The 14,453-nt window shown below is 68.4% G+C and carries 17 protein-coding genes, 2 tRNA genes and 2 pseudogenes; 9 read left to right on the forward strand and 12 right to left on the reverse strand.

Features of this window, described 5'->3' with window-relative positions; genetic code table 11:
- The 7 genes and pseudogenes from KTN05_RS07570 to KTN05_RS07600 form a co-directional block, all read left to right on the forward strand.
- Positions 1 to 190, forward strand: a 190-nt coding sequence (locus KTN05_RS07570; protein WP_217328791.1) for a hypothetical protein, incomplete at its 5' end; no start/stop codon positions are given.
- An 18-nt stretch (positions 191 to 208) separates the two neighbouring features.
- Positions 209 to 841, forward strand: a complete 633-nt coding sequence (locus KTN05_RS18550) for an SDR family oxidoreductase (protein WP_217328792.1) — start codon at positions 209 to 211, stop codon at positions 839 to 841.
- Positions 842 to 980: 139 nt separating this feature from the next.
- Positions 981 to 1,301: a hypothetical protein gene (locus tag KTN05_RS07580; RefSeq protein ID WP_217328793.1), complete on the forward strand. Its 321-nt coding sequence runs from the start codon at positions 981 to 983 to the stop codon at positions 1,299 to 1,301.
- Positions 1,302 to 1,321: 20 nt separating this feature from the next.
- Positions 1,322 to 1,666, forward strand: coding sequence for a hypothetical protein (locus tag KTN05_RS07585; RefSeq protein WP_371823299.1), 345 nt, complete (start codon positions 1,322 to 1,324; stop codon positions 1,664 to 1,666).
- A 184-nt stretch (positions 1,667 to 1,850) separates the two neighbouring features.
- Positions 1,851 to 2,294: a hypothetical protein gene (locus tag KTN05_RS07590; RefSeq protein ID WP_217328794.1), complete on the forward strand. Its 444-nt coding sequence runs from the start codon at positions 1,851 to 1,853 to the stop codon at positions 2,292 to 2,294.
- 177 nt (positions 2,295 to 2,471) lie between these two features.
- A pseudogene (locus tag KTN05_RS07595) lies at positions 2,472 to 2,726 on the forward strand (IS3 family transposase); the annotation flags it as partial.
- Positions 2,708 to 3,082 (forward strand): annotated as a pseudogene (locus tag KTN05_RS07600) (SulP family inorganic anion transporter); the annotation flags it as partial. The pseudogenes KTN05_RS07595 and KTN05_RS07600, both read left to right, overlap by 19 nt.
- Before the next feature lie 216 nt (positions 3,083 to 3,298).
- Here KTN05_RS07600 and KTN05_RS07605 read toward each other — a convergent pair.
- The 11 genes from KTN05_RS07605 to KTN05_RS07655 all read right to left on the reverse strand — a co-directional run bounded on the left by KTN05_RS07605 (position 3,299) and on the right by KTN05_RS07655 (position 10,868).
- Positions 3,299 to 4,045 carry a YebC/PmpR family DNA-binding transcriptional regulator gene (locus tag KTN05_RS07605; RefSeq protein ID WP_217328795.1) on the reverse strand — a complete coding sequence of 249 codons (747 nt, stop codon included), beginning with the start codon at positions 4,043 to 4,045 and terminating at the stop codon, positions 3,299 to 3,301.
- Positions 4,046 to 4,089: 44 nt separating this feature from the next.
- A complete protein-coding gene (locus KTN05_RS07610; protein ID WP_217328796.1) occupies positions 4,090 to 4,356 on the reverse strand; it encodes a ribbon-helix-helix domain-containing protein in 267 nt (88 codons plus the stop codon).
- Positions 4,349 to 4,576, reverse strand: a complete 228-nt coding sequence (locus KTN05_RS07615) for a DUF4169 family protein (RefSeq protein WP_217328797.1) — start codon at positions 4,574 to 4,576, stop codon at positions 4,349 to 4,351. The genes KTN05_RS07610 and KTN05_RS07615 overlap by 8 nt, the downstream gene beginning before the upstream one ends.
- The gene (locus KTN05_RS07620) at positions 4,573 to 4,923 is read right to left on the reverse strand and encodes a VOC family protein (RefSeq protein ID WP_217328798.1); all 351 of its coding nucleotides are present in this window, start codon (positions 4,921 to 4,923) and stop codon (positions 4,573 to 4,575) included. Before KTN05_RS07620 ends, KTN05_RS07615 begins: the two co-directional genes overlap by 4 nt.
- Before the next feature lie 45 nt (positions 4,924 to 4,968).
- The gene (fumC, locus tag KTN05_RS07625; protein ID WP_217328799.1) at positions 4,969 to 6,363 is read right to left on the reverse strand and encodes a class II fumarate hydratase; all 1,395 of its coding nucleotides are present in this window, start codon (positions 6,361 to 6,363) and stop codon (positions 4,969 to 4,971) included.
- A gap of 81 nt (positions 6,364 to 6,444) precedes the next feature.
- Positions 6,445 to 6,912 (reverse strand): SspB family protein, encoded by a 468-nt coding sequence (locus KTN05_RS07630; protein WP_217328800.1) that lies wholly within the window; start codon positions 6,910 to 6,912, stop codon positions 6,445 to 6,447.
- A gap of 106 nt (positions 6,913 to 7,018) precedes the next feature.
- Positions 7,019 to 7,095 (reverse strand) — tRNA-Asp (locus KTN05_RS07635).
- Positions 7,096 to 7,126: 31 nt separating this feature from the next.
- Positions 7,127 to 7,203 (reverse strand) — tRNA-Asp (locus KTN05_RS07640).
- Positions 7,204 to 7,358: 155 nt separating this feature from the next.
- The gene (locus KTN05_RS07645; protein ID WP_217328801.1) at positions 7,359 to 8,570 is read right to left on the reverse strand and encodes a PRC-barrel domain-containing protein; all 1,212 of its coding nucleotides are present in this window, start codon (positions 8,568 to 8,570) and stop codon (positions 7,359 to 7,361) included.
- Positions 8,571 to 8,720: 150 nt separating this feature from the next.
- The gene (locus tag KTN05_RS07650; protein ID WP_217328802.1) at positions 8,721 to 9,641 is read right to left on the reverse strand and encodes a PRC-barrel domain-containing protein; all 921 of its coding nucleotides are present in this window, start codon (positions 9,639 to 9,641) and stop codon (positions 8,721 to 8,723) included.
- Positions 9,642 to 9,779: 138 nt separating this feature from the next.
- Positions 9,780 to 10,868 (reverse strand): anhydro-N-acetylmuramic acid kinase, encoded by a 1,089-nt coding sequence (locus KTN05_RS07655; protein WP_217328803.1) that lies wholly within the window; start codon positions 10,866 to 10,868, stop codon positions 9,780 to 9,782.
- A 65-nt stretch (positions 10,869 to 10,933) separates the two neighbouring features.
- On the opposite strand from KTN05_RS07655, the gene tyrS reads away from it, so the two are divergent.
- Positions 10,934 to 12,178: a tyrosine--tRNA ligase gene (tyrS, locus tag KTN05_RS07660; protein WP_217328804.1), complete on the forward strand. Its 1,245-nt coding sequence runs from the start codon at positions 10,934 to 10,936 to the stop codon at positions 12,176 to 12,178.
- A 230-nt stretch (positions 12,179 to 12,408) separates the two neighbouring features.
- Positions 12,409 to 13,323, forward strand: a complete 915-nt coding sequence (locus tag KTN05_RS07665; protein WP_217328805.1) for a pseudouridine-5'-phosphate glycosidase — start codon at positions 12,409 to 12,411, stop codon at positions 13,321 to 13,323.
- An 11-nt stretch (positions 13,324 to 13,334) separates the two neighbouring features.
- Here KTN05_RS07665 and KTN05_RS07670 read toward each other — a convergent pair whose 3' ends face one another.
- Entirely contained in the window at positions 13,335 to 14,381 is a 1,047-nt protein-coding gene (locus KTN05_RS07670) for a patatin-like phospholipase family protein (protein ID WP_217328806.1), read from the reverse strand.
- Positions 14,382 to 14,453: the final 72 nt, after the last annotated feature.

Consider the following 14,453-nt stretch of genomic DNA (forward strand, 5'->3'; position numbering starts at 1 on the left):
ATCGGCGATGGCCGCCAGCGTCACGCCCGGCCGCGCGCTGCGCTACGCCGGGGCTCCGCGCGCGGCCTCCTACACCAACCGCTGGGACACTGCCGAGGGGCTGGCCCGCAGGATCGTCGCCGCCGTGGCCGAGATGATCGCCGACATCAACGCAAGGGGGCCGCGGTGGTGCTGGTTGAGCAGAAGCTGACGATCGCGCTGAAGGGCCATGATGGAGCGGATCGGCAAGACGGCCGAGATCGTCGGTCCCACGTTCTTTCTCGCCTCGTCCTGGGCCAGCTACATCACCGGCGCCGTCCTGCCGGTCGACGGCGGCTTCTCGCCGCCTGACCGCCGCGCCGCTCCCAGGAGACCATCATGCCCGAGGTCGTCGACCTTTCCGCTTCCACCCCATGGCGCGAGATCCGCGCTACGCGATTGGGCGGCGCTCGACCTGGCCACGGGTGGCACGATGCTGGCGCAGATGGAACTGATCCGGGCCTTCGAGGAAAAGGTGCTGGAACTTGCCGCGCAGGGTCCGGTCCACGGCGCCGCCGATTCCGCCATCAGCCAGAAAGCGGGCGCAGTCGGGTCAGCCCCCAGCCTGCGGCCCGGCGACCAGATCAACGGCTCGCCCCCGGCGCATCATCAGTTCCTGGCCAAGGCGCTGTCCCATGTCGCGCCGCGGGGTATCGATCCGAAGGCGGAGCTCGGCGGCGATATCCGCCTGCTGGCCAAACGGACGCATGCCGAAACCTTCGGGCTTTCGCAGGGCTTCTGCCGGGGCCGGGGCGAATCGATGCATCTGCAGAATCACGCAATCTCGGCACCAATGCCACGGTGGGCGACGGCGTACCCATGACCGCCCGTGCCGCCTGGGCGCGGTTACCGGACCAAGGAGGAAGAGGCGGAGTGGCGCCACCGCGATCGGCTGCTCGCGCTGGCCCCGAATTGGGCCAGCGGAAGATCCTCGGCGACGACGCGACGAGGCGGCGGCGGCGTTGCGCGACCTATGCGTCGCCCTGATGAACGAGGTCGCGGGCGAGTTGATCGAGACGGCGCACGCCAAGCGGCGGATCATCCCGGCGCTCTGGCCCGAGGAAAGCTTCCGCGACTTCGGCCCGCGGGGCGACCTGTCGGAATTCGCCGGCGCGCGGACGGAGGAGGAGGAGAGCTTCACCGCCCCGTTCGCGGAAGCGAAGTTCATCGACACGGTGGCCGATGTCATGCACCGCCGCATGGCCACGGATGACCGGATCGTCATTCCGGGCGAGGACGTGCACCCGCTCAAGGCGGCACCAACGGCACCACCCGCGGGCTGAAAGCCGATATCCCCGACCGGGTGATCGGAACCCCGATCGGCGAGAACGCCTTTACCGGTGTCGCGGGCGGGCTGGCGGCGGATGGCCGCGTGATCCCGGTTCTCGAGCTCATGTATCCTGATTTTATGTGGGTCGCGGCCGATCAGCTCTTCAACAAGATCGGCAAGGCCCGGCACATGTTCGGCGTCGTTCGGCGCGAGAGGGACGGGACGCTGAGCGGCGACCTGCTCGACGGCCGGGGTTCCGTCGCCGGCAGGATCGCGGCCGGCGAATCGATCGCCCGGCGCCGCCTCTGTCTGGTCGTCGCGGGCGGCGCCGCAAGCGCCATCGCCTTTGCCATGGCCGAGAAGGCATCGGGCACCTGACGCTCGTCAATCGCTCGCAAGACAAGCTCATGGGTCTCGCAGGACGATCTCGGAGTATCTTCCCGAGCCTGTCGCTGGATTTGGGCGGGCCTCTCAGCGGGCACGACATCATCATCAACAGTACCTCACCGGCCTGCGGTCAGATGATCCGCTCCCTGTCGATCCGGCCGAGATCACGCCCGGAATGCTGGTCGCGGATGTGATCATGGAGCCCGCAGAGACGCCCCTGCTGGCCGAAGCAAAAGCTCGCGGCGCCCGTATCGACGAGGGTCCGAGGATGCCGGACGGCCAGATCGCCGAGATACTCTCTTCCCTTACCGAAGACCGGCGGAGAGGGAACGAAACGCCGAAAGCCGCGCCCCGGAACAACACATCAACCGGACGGCAAGACCTTAAGAGAACCGGCCGCGGCGGGAATGTAACCCCTGCCCTCTCAGCGCGACCCGGCACTGGCCTCCGGGGCTTCACGCCCGCGATCATCCGACTGACGATAACGCTCCTGATTTGGTTGTGGCTGCCGCTGCGCAACGTCGAAGATCTGCCGCACGAGCGCGGCGTCGTCATCAACCAAGAGTCAGCCAGGAGACCGCCCGCTTATGATGAACAGGTTTCCACCCGATGTCCTTGAACGACGACGAAGGCAAGAGGCAGGAATTCATAGCGACCAACACCCGCAATCGAAGGCATTCGCGCCCGCCAGTACGATCCTCTAGATCCCGGACGACAATGGCGTTAGTACGAGTCCGGCCGCTGATGGCGCGACAATCCGAAAGACAGCAGCGTCAACCAGCCGGATCAGTCGAATTTCGTTGAGGAGACGCTCGATGAGACTGCCGGCATCGGGTGGTCGCCCGCGCTAATGGCGTTGCGCCGGGCCCGCTCTATCGTTTGCGTCGTCTCCTGCTGGAGGTGGGAGCCGTGGCCGTGTCCGAAGATGACGATTTGGCCAGCAACCGGGCTGTCCGGCAGATCGAGGGCCGAATCCGGGAGTTCGAGCGCCCGCTTGGCCGCACGACGCTCGAGGCCGAGATCCTGTGTGAGATGCTGGATATCACGAGGTGCAGGCCGCAGGCCAAAGAAGCCGCGAGCGTAGTGCCGCTGATCAAGACGCTCGTTGCGGCGCATTCGTCATGCGGCTACCGCGGATTACCGCGATCTGAACCGGCAGTTTCCGAGGCGCTGGCGCAGGGCTGGGCCAATATCGGCTCGGCCCTCGTCGGGGGTCTGCCGGCGACCGGGGCGACTGCCCGCACGGCGACCAACGTCCGCGCGGACGGCAGGACGCCGGTCGTGGGCGTCGTCCATGCGCTGACGGTGCTGCTGGTGATGGTGGTGACCGCGCCGCTCGCCGGGCAGTTCGCCATGCCGGCGCTTGCCGGGCCGCTGATGCTGACCGCCTGGAACATGAGCGAGCCGCACAAGTGGCGCGGTTACATGCGGGCGCGGCGCTCGGACAGGGTGCTGTTGCTCATGACGCTGCTGCTGACGGTGCTGGCGGACCTGACCATCGCCATCGGCGTGGGGCCTTCGCGGGCCTCGCCTTGCGGCTGGCCCGGCGCGACGTGCCGAGCGGCTGGGACATGCCCTAACGCTGAAGGGCGCCGCGAACGCGCCCCCCACGGGCTTCGCGGGTCAGCCCAGCCTGGCGGCCACGTCCTCGGACAGGTCGAAATTGCCGGTGACGTTCTGCACGTCGTCGTCATCTTCCAGCGTGTCGATCAGCTTCATCAGCTTTTGCGCGGTCTCGATATCGGTGATCTCGGCCGGGGCCTGCGGTTTCCAGATCAGCTTGGCCGACTCCGACTCGCCCAAAGCCGACTCCAGCGCGATCGACACCTCGTTCAGGTCGGTGTCGGCGCAGTAGATCCAGTGGCCGTCCTCGTCGGATTCCACGTCCTCCGCGCCCGCTTCCAGCGCCGCCATCATCACCGTGTCGGCATCGCCGGCAGAGGCGGGATACATGATCTCGCCCACCCGATCGAACATGAACGCGACCGAGCCGGTCTGGCCCATGTCGCCGCCATGCTTGGTGAAATAGGACCGCACGTTCGACGCGGTGCGGTTGCGGTTGTCGGTCATCGCCTCGACGATGATCGCAACGCCGTCGGGGCCGTAGCCCTCGTAGCGGATCTCGTCATAATTTTCCGCGTCGCCGCCTTGCGACTTCTTGATGGCGCGGTCGATCACGTCCTTGGGGACCGAGTTCGACTTGGCCTCCTTCACCGCCAGACGCAGCCGCGCGTTCTTTTCGGGGTCGGGATCGCCCATCTTGGCGGCGACGGTGATTTCCTTCGCCAGCTTCGAGAACAGCTTCGAGCGGATCGAGTCCTGCCGACCCTTCCGATGCTGGATGTTGGCCCATTTCGAATGGCCTGCCATGTGCGTGCGTCCTGTTTGCGGATTTTCGCTGTGTGGCCCGGTTTCTAATCGCCGCGCCGGGGCGGCGCAAGCTGGGCTTGCGCCAGCACGAACAGCCGCAGCGCGGTCGCGAGCCCCACCTCGGGCGGGCGCATGTGATCGACCTGCGAGATGAGCTGCGCCGGCGTCATGTGCCGCGCCCGCGCCTCGTCCTGCAAGGCGCGCCAGAATGCATCTTCGAGGCTGACGCTGGTGGCGTGCCCTTCCAGCATGACCGAACGCTTGACGGGCGGCGTCAGCGGCGGCAGCCGAAGGGCGGAAGCGTCAGCCATCCTGCCCGCCGCTGTCCTGACCGTCGCCATCCCGGTCCAGCCGGTGCTGGTCGAGCTTGCGACCCTCGCGGGCCGCCGCGTCCGCCTGCGCGGCGCGTTCGGCGCGGGTCAGGCCGAACCGGGCGGCGTTCTCGTCACCTGTTCGGCGCTTGGTATTGCGGGCAGCCGACTTGCGCGCCTGCCGCAGGTTGACGACCTTGCCGGAGTCCCGCCCACTCATGGCTCCACGATCAGTTGCCAGCTGACGCCCACCCGGTCCACGATCCAGGTGTAGCAGGGCGAGAAGTCGTATGCCCCAAGCTCCATCAGCACCGCGCCGCCTTCGCCCAGCACGTCAGCCAGGCGCCGCAGCTCGGCCTCGTCCGCGCAGGCGACGGTCAGCGAGAAGGACGGGGTGAGCGTGAAATCGTGGTGAACCGGGCTGTCGAACAGCCGCAGCCGCTGGCCGGCGATTTCCACCGTGGCCGGGATGCCGGGCGTCACCTGCATGTCCGGAAAGGCGCGGCGCCACAGCGCCAGCGCCTCGTCCACGCGGCCCTCGAACATCAGTTGCGGCGTGATCTGCATCGCGGCCCTTTCTGCGGGACGCCGCGGGGGCGCCCCTCGGGGTCATCAATCCTCGGGACCGATCATCAGTTCCGGGCGGACGACGCGGTCGAAGGTCTCCGCGTCCACGTAACCCAGCGCGATCGCCTCTTCCTTCAGCGTCGTGCCGTTCTTGTGCGCGGTCTTGGCGACCTTGGTGGCGGCGTCGTAGCCGATGGTCGGCGCGAGCGCCGTCACCAGCATCAGCGATTCCTGCATCAGCTTCTCGATGCGCGCGGTGTTGGCCTGCGTGCCGACGACCATGTTGTCGGTGAAGCTGGATGCCGCGTCGCCTAGAAGCTGCATGGATTGCAGCACGTTGTAAGACATCATCGGGTTGAAGACGTTCAGCTCGAAATGGCCCTGCGACCCGGCGAAGCCCACGGCGGCGTCGTTGCCCATGACATGGGCGCAGACCATCGTCAGCGCCTCGGCCTGGGTCGGGTTCACCTTGCCCGGCATGATCGACGAGCCCGGCTCGTTTTCCGGCAGGATCAGCTCGCCCAGACCCGAGCGGGGGCCCGAGCCGAGGAAGCGCAGATCGTTGGCGATCTTGAAGAGGCTTCCGGCGATGGTCTTCAGCGCGCCGTGGAAGAACACCATCGCGTCATGGGCGGCCAGCGCCTCGAACTTGTTGGGGGCGGTCACGAAGGGCAGATCGGTGATCTTGGCGATCTCGGCCGCGATGGCGGTGTCCCAGCCCTTCTTCGTGTTCAGACCGGTGCCGACCGCGGTGCCGCCCTGCGCCAGTTCGTAGATCTGCGGCAGGGCCAGCTTCACCCGCTCGATCCCCATGCGGACCTGATGGGCGTAGCCGCCGAATTCCTGCCCGAGCGTCAGGGGCGTTGCGTCCTGCGTGTGGGTGCGGCCGATCTTGATGATGTCCTTGAACTCGTCACGCTTGGCTTCCAGCGCGGCGGCCAGCTTTTCCAGCCCCGGCAGCAGCACGTCGCGGGCCATCATGCCGATGGCGACGTGCATCGCGGTCGGGAAGGTGTCGTTGGACGACTGGCCCATGTTGACGTGGTCGTTCGGATGGACGGGCGTCTTGGACCCCATCTCGCCGCCGAGAATCTCGATGGCGCGGTTCGAGATGACCTCGTTCGCGTTCATGTTCGATTGCGTGCCCGAGCCGGTCTGCCAGACCACCAGCGGGAAGTTGTCGTCGAACCTGCCCGCGACGACTTCCTGCGCCGCTTGAACCATCGCCTTGCCGATGCCGCCGTCCAGCTTGCCCGTGGACATGTTCACCTGCGCGGCGGCCTGCTTGACGACGCCGAGCGCGCGGATGATGGCGACGGGCTGCTTTTCCCAGCCGATCGGGAAGTTGCGGATCGACCGCTGGGTCTGCGCCCCCCAGTATTTGTCGGCGGGCACTTCGAGCGGGCCGAAGCTGTCGGTTTCGGTGCGGGTGTCGGTCATGCTTGCCCCCTTTTCACGGTTGCGGGGGTTCTAGGGCCGGCGGGCCGCCTTGGCAATCGTATGCCTTGGTATGCGGGACGCCTACTTCCGCCACTTGTCGAGGCTCACGACCTCGGCCCCGCCCTCGGGCGGGAAGGAATCGGCCTCGGACGCGCCCTGTTCCCCGTCCTCGTCCGCCTCGTCCTCATCGTCGCTTTCCTGCGTCTCGAAGCGCAGGCCGAACTCGACCGAGGGGTCCACGAAGGTGCGGATCGAATCGAAGGGGATCACCAGCGGCTCGGGCGCATTGCCGAAGTTCAGCGTGATCGAGAAACCCTCATCGGTGATCTTCAGGTTCTCGAACCAGTGCTGGATGACGATGGTCATCTCGTCGGGATAGCGCTCGCGCAGCCAGTCGGCCATCTCCACCCCGTCGTCATGCGTATCGAAGGTGATGAAGAAATGATGCTCGCCCGGAAGGCCGTTGTCGGCGATGCCTTGCAGGACATCGGCGATCAGCCCCTGCATTGCACGGTGCATCATCCCGCCATAGTCGATTTCGCCTGACATCGTCCAACCTCGTTCCTTTGCCGGGCCAGCATAGGGATTGACGCGGCCTTGGAAAGCCCCGCGGGCAACGCCCGCATGCAGCAAATGATGGATGAAGGAAGGGAAATGGCGCGGTTGACGGGGCTCGAACCCGCGACCCCCGGCGTGACAGGCCGGTACTCTAACCAACTGAGCTACAACCGCGCACTTCCTGCGACCGGGCGTTCGGTGGTGATGGCGCGGTTGACGGGGCTCGAACCCGCGACCCCCGGCGTGACAGGCCGGTACTCTAACCAACTGAGCTACAACCGCGCAGACCACCCCGACGCCTGTCGGAGTGCCGGGGGTTTACGCATCCGCCGCGCGCACGTCAAGCGGATTGCGCGGGCGGGGCGCAACAAAGCGGCCATCATGCAGAAAGGCCCCGCGCGGTGGCGGAGCCTTTCCTTCATCTCACCGTCCGCCGATCAGTTTGCGGGGGTGTATTCCGGCAGGTTCTGCACCTGCTCGCCGGTCGTGCCGACATAGGCCCGCAGGTCCGAGCCGTCCGCCTGACGCTGCAGCGACACCTGGTCGAACGGATAGGCGACGTCACGTTCGCCAATCCCCAGGAAGCCGCCGACACCGACGATCACCTGCTGGATCTGGCCGGATTCGTCCGCGACCACGTCGTTGATGTCGCCGATCTGCTCGTCACCGGCGGCATAGACCGGGGTTCCGTCCAGCTCGTCCGCAGTGACCTCGCCAGCGGGAACGACCGCATAGCCTTCACGCACGACCACATCGCTCGCCATCACCGGGGCGAAATCGACAAGGGCGGCGTCTCTCTCGACGTCGGTCACGGCGACCGCGGCATCGGCCCCGGTCACGTCAACCGCGGCGTCGGCGGTTTCGACCGTGACCTGAGCGTCGGCCGCCGGCGCGACATCGACCACCGGCTCGGCGTCGGTCACGGCCACCTGGGGCTCGCCGGCCTGATCGACATTCACGTCGGCCTCGTTCTGGATGATCTGAACCTGCGCCGCATCGGCGCGGGCCACGTTCACCTGCGGCTCGGCATCCGTGACATTGACCACCGCTTCGGCCGATTCGACGGCAACGCGCGGCTCGGGGGTGATGAAGCTCACCACCGGCTCGGGCGTTTCCACGGTGACGACCGGCTCGGCGCCCTCGATCATGACCTCGGGATCGGCCAGCGCGACCGAGACGAGCGGCTGCGGGATGTTGACCTGAACGGTCGGCTCGGCCTGGGTCACGTGGATGACCGGGGCGCATTGCTCGACGGTCACCTCGGGCGGGGCCTGGGTGACGGTCACGGTCGGCTCGGGCTGCTCGACCGTCACCTGCGGCGGGGCCTGGCGCACGTTCACGACCGGATCGGGCACATCGACGTTCACGACCGGCTCGCCCTGTTCGACGACGACTTCCCCGCCCGCGACAGGGGCGGCAATGGTCGCGCCCGCGGCGTCAGGGGTTCCGACCACGGCTGCGTCGGTATCGGTCCCGACGACCGCGGCATCGTCGGTGGCAACGACGGCGGCGTCCGTATCGACCGTGCCGGTCACGGCGGCGTCGCCTCCGACCGGGGGCGTGCCATCGACCGGAGCGGTAGCCTGGGCGAATGCGCCCGATGCCACGAACGACATGACAGCGGCGGTCCCAAGAAGTTGCTTGAGCATGGAGTTACCTTTCAGCTGGATCGTTTCGGACAGGCCCAACCCTTGGCGGACCCCTGCGGCTTTAACGGGCGGATGGCGGATTCGTTCCATGCGAACGGCAAAAAGGGGCACCCGAAGGCGCCCCTTTTGGTCTTGTTTATATTGAAGAATTCAGCGCATGACGGTCGTCGTGTCGAAGTCCGGCAGCGCTTCCAGCTCTTCCTTGGTGAAGTTGGTGGCGAAGAACACGTCATCGCCCACCCGCACCATGTGCAGCGCCTGATCGCCCAGCAGAACCTGCTTGGCGCCGATCCCGAGGAAGCCGCCGATATCGGCGATGTAGCCCCGCAGATCGCCGCTCGCGTCGAAGACGAGGTCGTCCACCTGCGCGATGTCGCCCCAATCGGCGGGCCGCTCGGCCAGGTCGAAGCCTTCCCAGGCGGTGCTGGACGGCTGGTTGGTCGTGTAGATCCGCATCCCCATGATGCGCGAGGCAAGCAGGCCGGGCGCCTCGGCGCTGAGCGCCGGGGCGCCCACGTCCGGCGCTGCGACCGTGGCGGTGTCGCCGGTGACGACCGTGGTCGTCGTGGCGTCCTGATCCGTCACGACCGGCGCGGTGGCCACGGAATCCGAGGACATCGTGTCGGTGGCCATGGTGTCGGTGGTCGTGGTCGTCACCGCGTCGGTGCCGGTCGTGTCGGTGGTGGTCGTCGCCGTGCCGTCCATCGTGGTGTGGGTCATCGGCGTCGTGGTGTCAGCCGTGACGTCCGTGCCCGGATCGGTCGTGGACGAGGTGATGCCGGTCGCCGAGCTGCCTTCGGTGCTGGTCGCCGTCGCGTCGGCGGGGGCGGCGGTGGTGCCGGCCGTGGTGCCCATCGTGTCCGAATCGGTCGCGGCATCCGTCCCGCCCGTGTCGCCGGCGTCCTGGGTGGTCGCGCTGCCGGCGGCGTTGCTGTCGGTATCGGCCGAGGCGCCCGGTGCGGCGTTGGTCGCCGGCGGGGTGGAGTCGGTGGTGGTGTCGGTCGCGGTCTGGGCCACGGCGAACCCGGTCAGCGCAAGCGACGAGGTGGCGGCAAGAAGCAGAGCTTTCATCGGTGGTTCCTTTCGAAAATCGCTCGGGCGGCGGCGCAGGGCCGTCTCGCATCAGGCAGTCAACCCTGACGCGGGACAATTGTTCCGCACCGATTTGGCCTGCCGTATCAAGGTGCTCCGCTCGGGAACACGGACCCGTCAGCGCGGCCCGCTGATCCGCGCGCCGCAGACCGGCCCCGGCGCGCCGGTCGTGCGCGGGGCCGAGGTCGGCAGCCCCCGCAGCACCCGCACGGCGAGCCAGCCGAAGGCCTGCGCCTCGATCATGTCGCCGTCGAGCCCCAAAGCCTCGACCGGCTGCACCGGCAGCCCGGTCCGTTCGGCCAACGCCGCCATCATCGGCGCATTGTGTCGCCCGCCGCCGCAGACCAGCAGCGCGGCGGGCGCCTGCGGCAACCACCGCAGCCCCGCCTGAACCGAGGCCGCGGCCGCATGGGTCAGCGTCGCCGCTGCATCCGCGTCAGGCAGCCCCGCGACCGCCCTGCCCAGCCCGGCGAAGCTGTCGCGGTCCAGCGACTTCGGCGGCTCACGGTCGAAGAAGGGATGGCGCAGGAAGGCGGCGATCACGGCCTCGTCCGGCGTCCCGCCGGCGCTCAGCGCGCCGCCCTCGTCCCGCGCTGCCCCAAGGCGGGCGCGCATCAGGTCGTTCAGCGGCGCGTTCGCCGGGCCGGTGTCGAAGGCGAGGCAGGCATCCTCGGGCCGCGCGATCCTCGGGTCGGTGAAGGTCAGGTTCCCCACCCCGCCGAGGTTCAGAAACGCGACCGGCGCCGCCTCGATCCGCCCCTGCTCAGCTGCCCACCGCGCCAGCGCATGGTGGAAGAACGGCGCGAGCGGCGCGCCCTGCCCGCCCTGCCGCACATCCTCGCGCCGGAAGTCCCATACGACCCGCCGCCCCGTGAGCCGCGCGAGCCGCCAGCCATCCCCCGCCTGATGAGTGCCGCGCCCGCCCGGATCATGGGCGAGCGTCTGGCCGTGAAAGCCGATCACCCCAGCCTGCGGAAAGCGGTCCGCCAGCTCGGCATGGGCGGCGACTGTCAGCGAGGCGGCCTCGGCCACGCCCGCTTCTCCCGGCCAGCGGCCGAGGGCCGCGTGCAGCACGGACGCCTCGTCCGCGGAATAGGGCTGATAGCCGCTCTCCCCGAAACCGGCGATGCGCTCGCCGTCGGTGTCGATCAGCGCCGCGTCCACCCCGTCGAGCGAGGTGCCCGACATCATCCCCAGCGCCAGCATTTCCGCCCCGCTTTTCCTTGACCCTGCCCCCCTGTATAGGCGGACGGGACAGAAGGAAAACGCCGATGACCTACCGCCCCAAATCCGAGTTCCTAGGCATCATGATCCAGCGCGGCTACATGGCCGACTGCACCGACCTGCAGGCGCTGGACGATGCGCTGATCGAAGGTCCGGTGACGGCGTATATCGGCTATGACGCGACGGCAGCCAGCCTGCATGTCGGGCACCTGCTGAACATCATGATGCTGCGTTGGTGGCAGAAGACGGGCAACCGTCCGATCACGCTGATGGGCGGCGGGACGACCAAGGTGGGCGATCCGTCCTTCCGGTCCGAGGAACGGCCGCTGCTGGACAACGCCGCGATCCAGTCGAACATCGACGGGATGGCGCGGGTCTTCGGCCGCTACCTGCGCTATGGCGACGACGCGGCGCTGATGCTCAACAACGCCGAGTGGCTGGATAGCCTGAACTACCTCGAATTCCTGCGCGACATCGGGCGGCATTTCAGCGTCAACCGGATGCTGTCCTTCGAGTCTGTCAGGTCGCGGCTGGACCGGGAACAGTCGCTGAGTTTCCTCGAATTCAACTACATGATCCTTCAGGCCTACGATTTCCTGGAGCTTTACCGCCGCTACGACTGCCGCTTGCAGATGGGCGGGTCGGACCAGTGGGGCAACATCGTCAACGGCGTGGACCTGACGCGCCGGGTGCTGGATGCCGAGGTCTGGGGCCTGACCTCGCCGCTGCTGACCACCAGCGACGGGCGCAAGATGGGCAAGTCGGCGGGCGGCGCGGTCTGGCTGTCGGCGGACATGCTGTCGCCTTATGAGTTCTGGCAGTTCTGGCGCAACACGACCGACGCCGATGTGGGCCGGTTCCTGAAGCTCTACACCGAGCTTCCCGTCGAGGAATGCGAGCGTCTGGGCGGGCTTCAGGGTGCCGAGATCAACGACGCCAAGATCATCCTCGCCAATCAGGTGACGACCCTGCTGCACGGCGCGGACGCCGCCGCCAGCGCCGAGGCGACCGCCCGCGAGGTGTTCGAGCAGGGCGGCGCCGGGGGCGATCTGGAGGTCGTGACCCTGCCGCCCTCGGCCATTGGCGAGGGGCTGTCGGTGGTGCAGATGCTGGCCCAGTCGGGGCTGACCGCCTCGGGCAAGGAGGCCAAGCGCCTGATTGCCGAAAGCGGGCTGCGGCTGAACAACGACCTCGTGACCGACCCGCAGCGGATGCTGACGGCCGACGAGATCGGCGGCGGCATCAAGGTCTCCATCGGCCGCAAGAAGCACCGGATGCTGCGCCTTGGCTGACATGTCCCCGCCCCGCCCCGATGTGCTCTGCATCGGGCGGTGCTGTGGGACGTGATCGGCCGCACCCGCCTGCGGATGCAAGCAGGGGACGACGTGCCGGGGCGGATCGCCCTTGTGCCGGGCGGCGTGGCGGCGCGCAGTGCCGGACGCGGTGGGGGTCGAGCCGGTGCCGCTCCGGCCGTCGCGCTTCAAGCCGCCGCCGCCGCCGCTCTTGTCGCAGGACAATCCGCATGACCGCACTTCCGCTCGCCTGCACCCCCGAGGTTCGCGCCGCGCTGGACGAAGGCCGCCCGGTCGTCGCGCTGGAATCGACGATCATCACCCACGGGATGCCCCATCCGCAGAACGTCGGAATGGCCCGCGACGTGGAGGCCGCGATCCGCGAGGGCGGCGCAACCCCCGCGACCATCGCCGTGATCGACGGCACCATCCGCATCGGGCTGGATGACGGGACGCTGCAATCCTTTGCCACCCGGCCCGAGGGCTCGGTGATGAAGCTGAGCCGCGCCGATCTGGCCGTCGCCATCGCCACGGGCCGCACCGGGGCAACCACCGTCGCGGGCACCATGATCTGCGCGGCGCTGGCCGGCATCCGCGTCTTCGCCACCGGCGGCATCGGCGGCGTGCATCGCGGGGTCGAGCAGACGATGGACATTTCGGCCGACCTGCAGGAACTCGCGCAGACTGCGGTGACGGTGGTGTCCGCGGGCGCCAAGGCGATCCTCGACCTGCCGCGCACGCTGGAGGTGCTGGAGACGCTGGGCGTTCCGGTCATCGCCGTCGGCCAGGACGCCCTGCCCGCCTTCTGGAGCCGCGATTCCGGCCTGCCCGCGCCGCTGCGGATGGACGATCCGGCACAGATCGCCGCCGCCGCCCGGATGCGCCGCGCGCTTGGCCTGCCGGGCGGGCAGTTGGTCGTGAACCCGATTCCGGCGGACGCGGAAATTCCGCGCCCCGAGATCATGCCGCTGGTCGAGCAGGCGCTGTCCGAGGCAAGCGCGCAGGGCATCGCCGCCAAGGACGTGACGCCCTTCCTGCTGGACCGGATCTTCACGCTGACCGAAGGCCGCTCGCTGGCCGCCAACACGGCGCTGGTGCTGAACAATGCGCGGCTCGCGGCCCGGATCGCCGCCGCCGGGGCGTAAGGGACCGGCAGTCAGCCGTAAAGCGCCGGCAGATCGACCGAATCACGTTCCCCCAGATTGGCCAGATCGCCGCCGATGAATCCTTCGGCGGCCACCCTGCCCGCCTCGAACATCCGCTTCACCAGCCCCGGCCCCGGCAGCGACTTGCTGCGCGCCCCCAGCGAGTTCATCAGCTCCTCGTCCGAGATCATGTGGACCAGCGGCTCCTTCATGCCGCGCCCGGTCAGCCGCCCCTCGGCGGTCAGGCGCTTGACGAACTGGATGGCGCGCAGTTCGCGCAGCAGCGAGGAATTGAAGCTGATCTCGTTGATCCGGTCCTGGATCTCAACCGGGCTGCGTGGGACCGCCTCGCGCAGCATCGGGTTGATCGTCACGATGACGATGTCGCGCGGCAGGTCGGTCCCGAACAGCGGGTAAAGCGCCGGGTTGCCGGAATAGCCGCCGTCCCAGAACGCCTCGCTTCGTCCGGTCGCCGGGTCCACGATCTCGACCGCGCGGAACAGCGTCGGAAGGCAGGCGGACGCCATCACCGCCTCCGCCGTCACCTCGGCCCCCGAGAAGATGCGCACCCGCCCGGTCCGCACGGTGGTCGCGGTCACGAAAAGCTGCGGACCGCCCGACGCGGCGAGTTCCGGGGTCGGCATCCCGCGGATGATCGAGGCGAGCGGGTTGCTGTAGAACGGGCCGTAGTCATAGGGGCTGAAGACGCGGGTGACGCCTTCGAGCCATGCGGCGGGCGAATAGAGCTCCGCCATGCGTTGCAGGCCGGGCGGCACCGGGAACAGGCTCGACATCCAGCGCACCAGCCGGTTGTCGCTGTAGCGGCTGACCTGGCTCCAGACATGGCGCAGATTCTCGCGCGCCATCTCGCGCCCCGCGCCTCCGGGCGCGGCGGCCAGACCCGCCTTCAGGGCCGCGCCGTTCAGCGCCCCGGCCGAGGTGCCGCTGATCCCGTCGATCTCGATCTCGTCGCCTTCCAGCAGACGGTCGAGCACGCCCCAGGAAAACGCGCCATGCGCCCCGCCCCCCTGAAGGGCGATGTTGATCCGTCTGGCCATGGCCCCTCCGTCAAGCTGCGGCGCAGCGTAGCAGAGCGACGGGCGGCGGTGAACACGATCGCGCTTGCGCGG

It is taken from the genome of Paracoccus sp. Z118, from assembly GCF_019061185.1.
GTDB lineage: Bacteria > Pseudomonadota > Alphaproteobacteria > Rhodobacterales > Rhodobacteraceae > Paracoccus.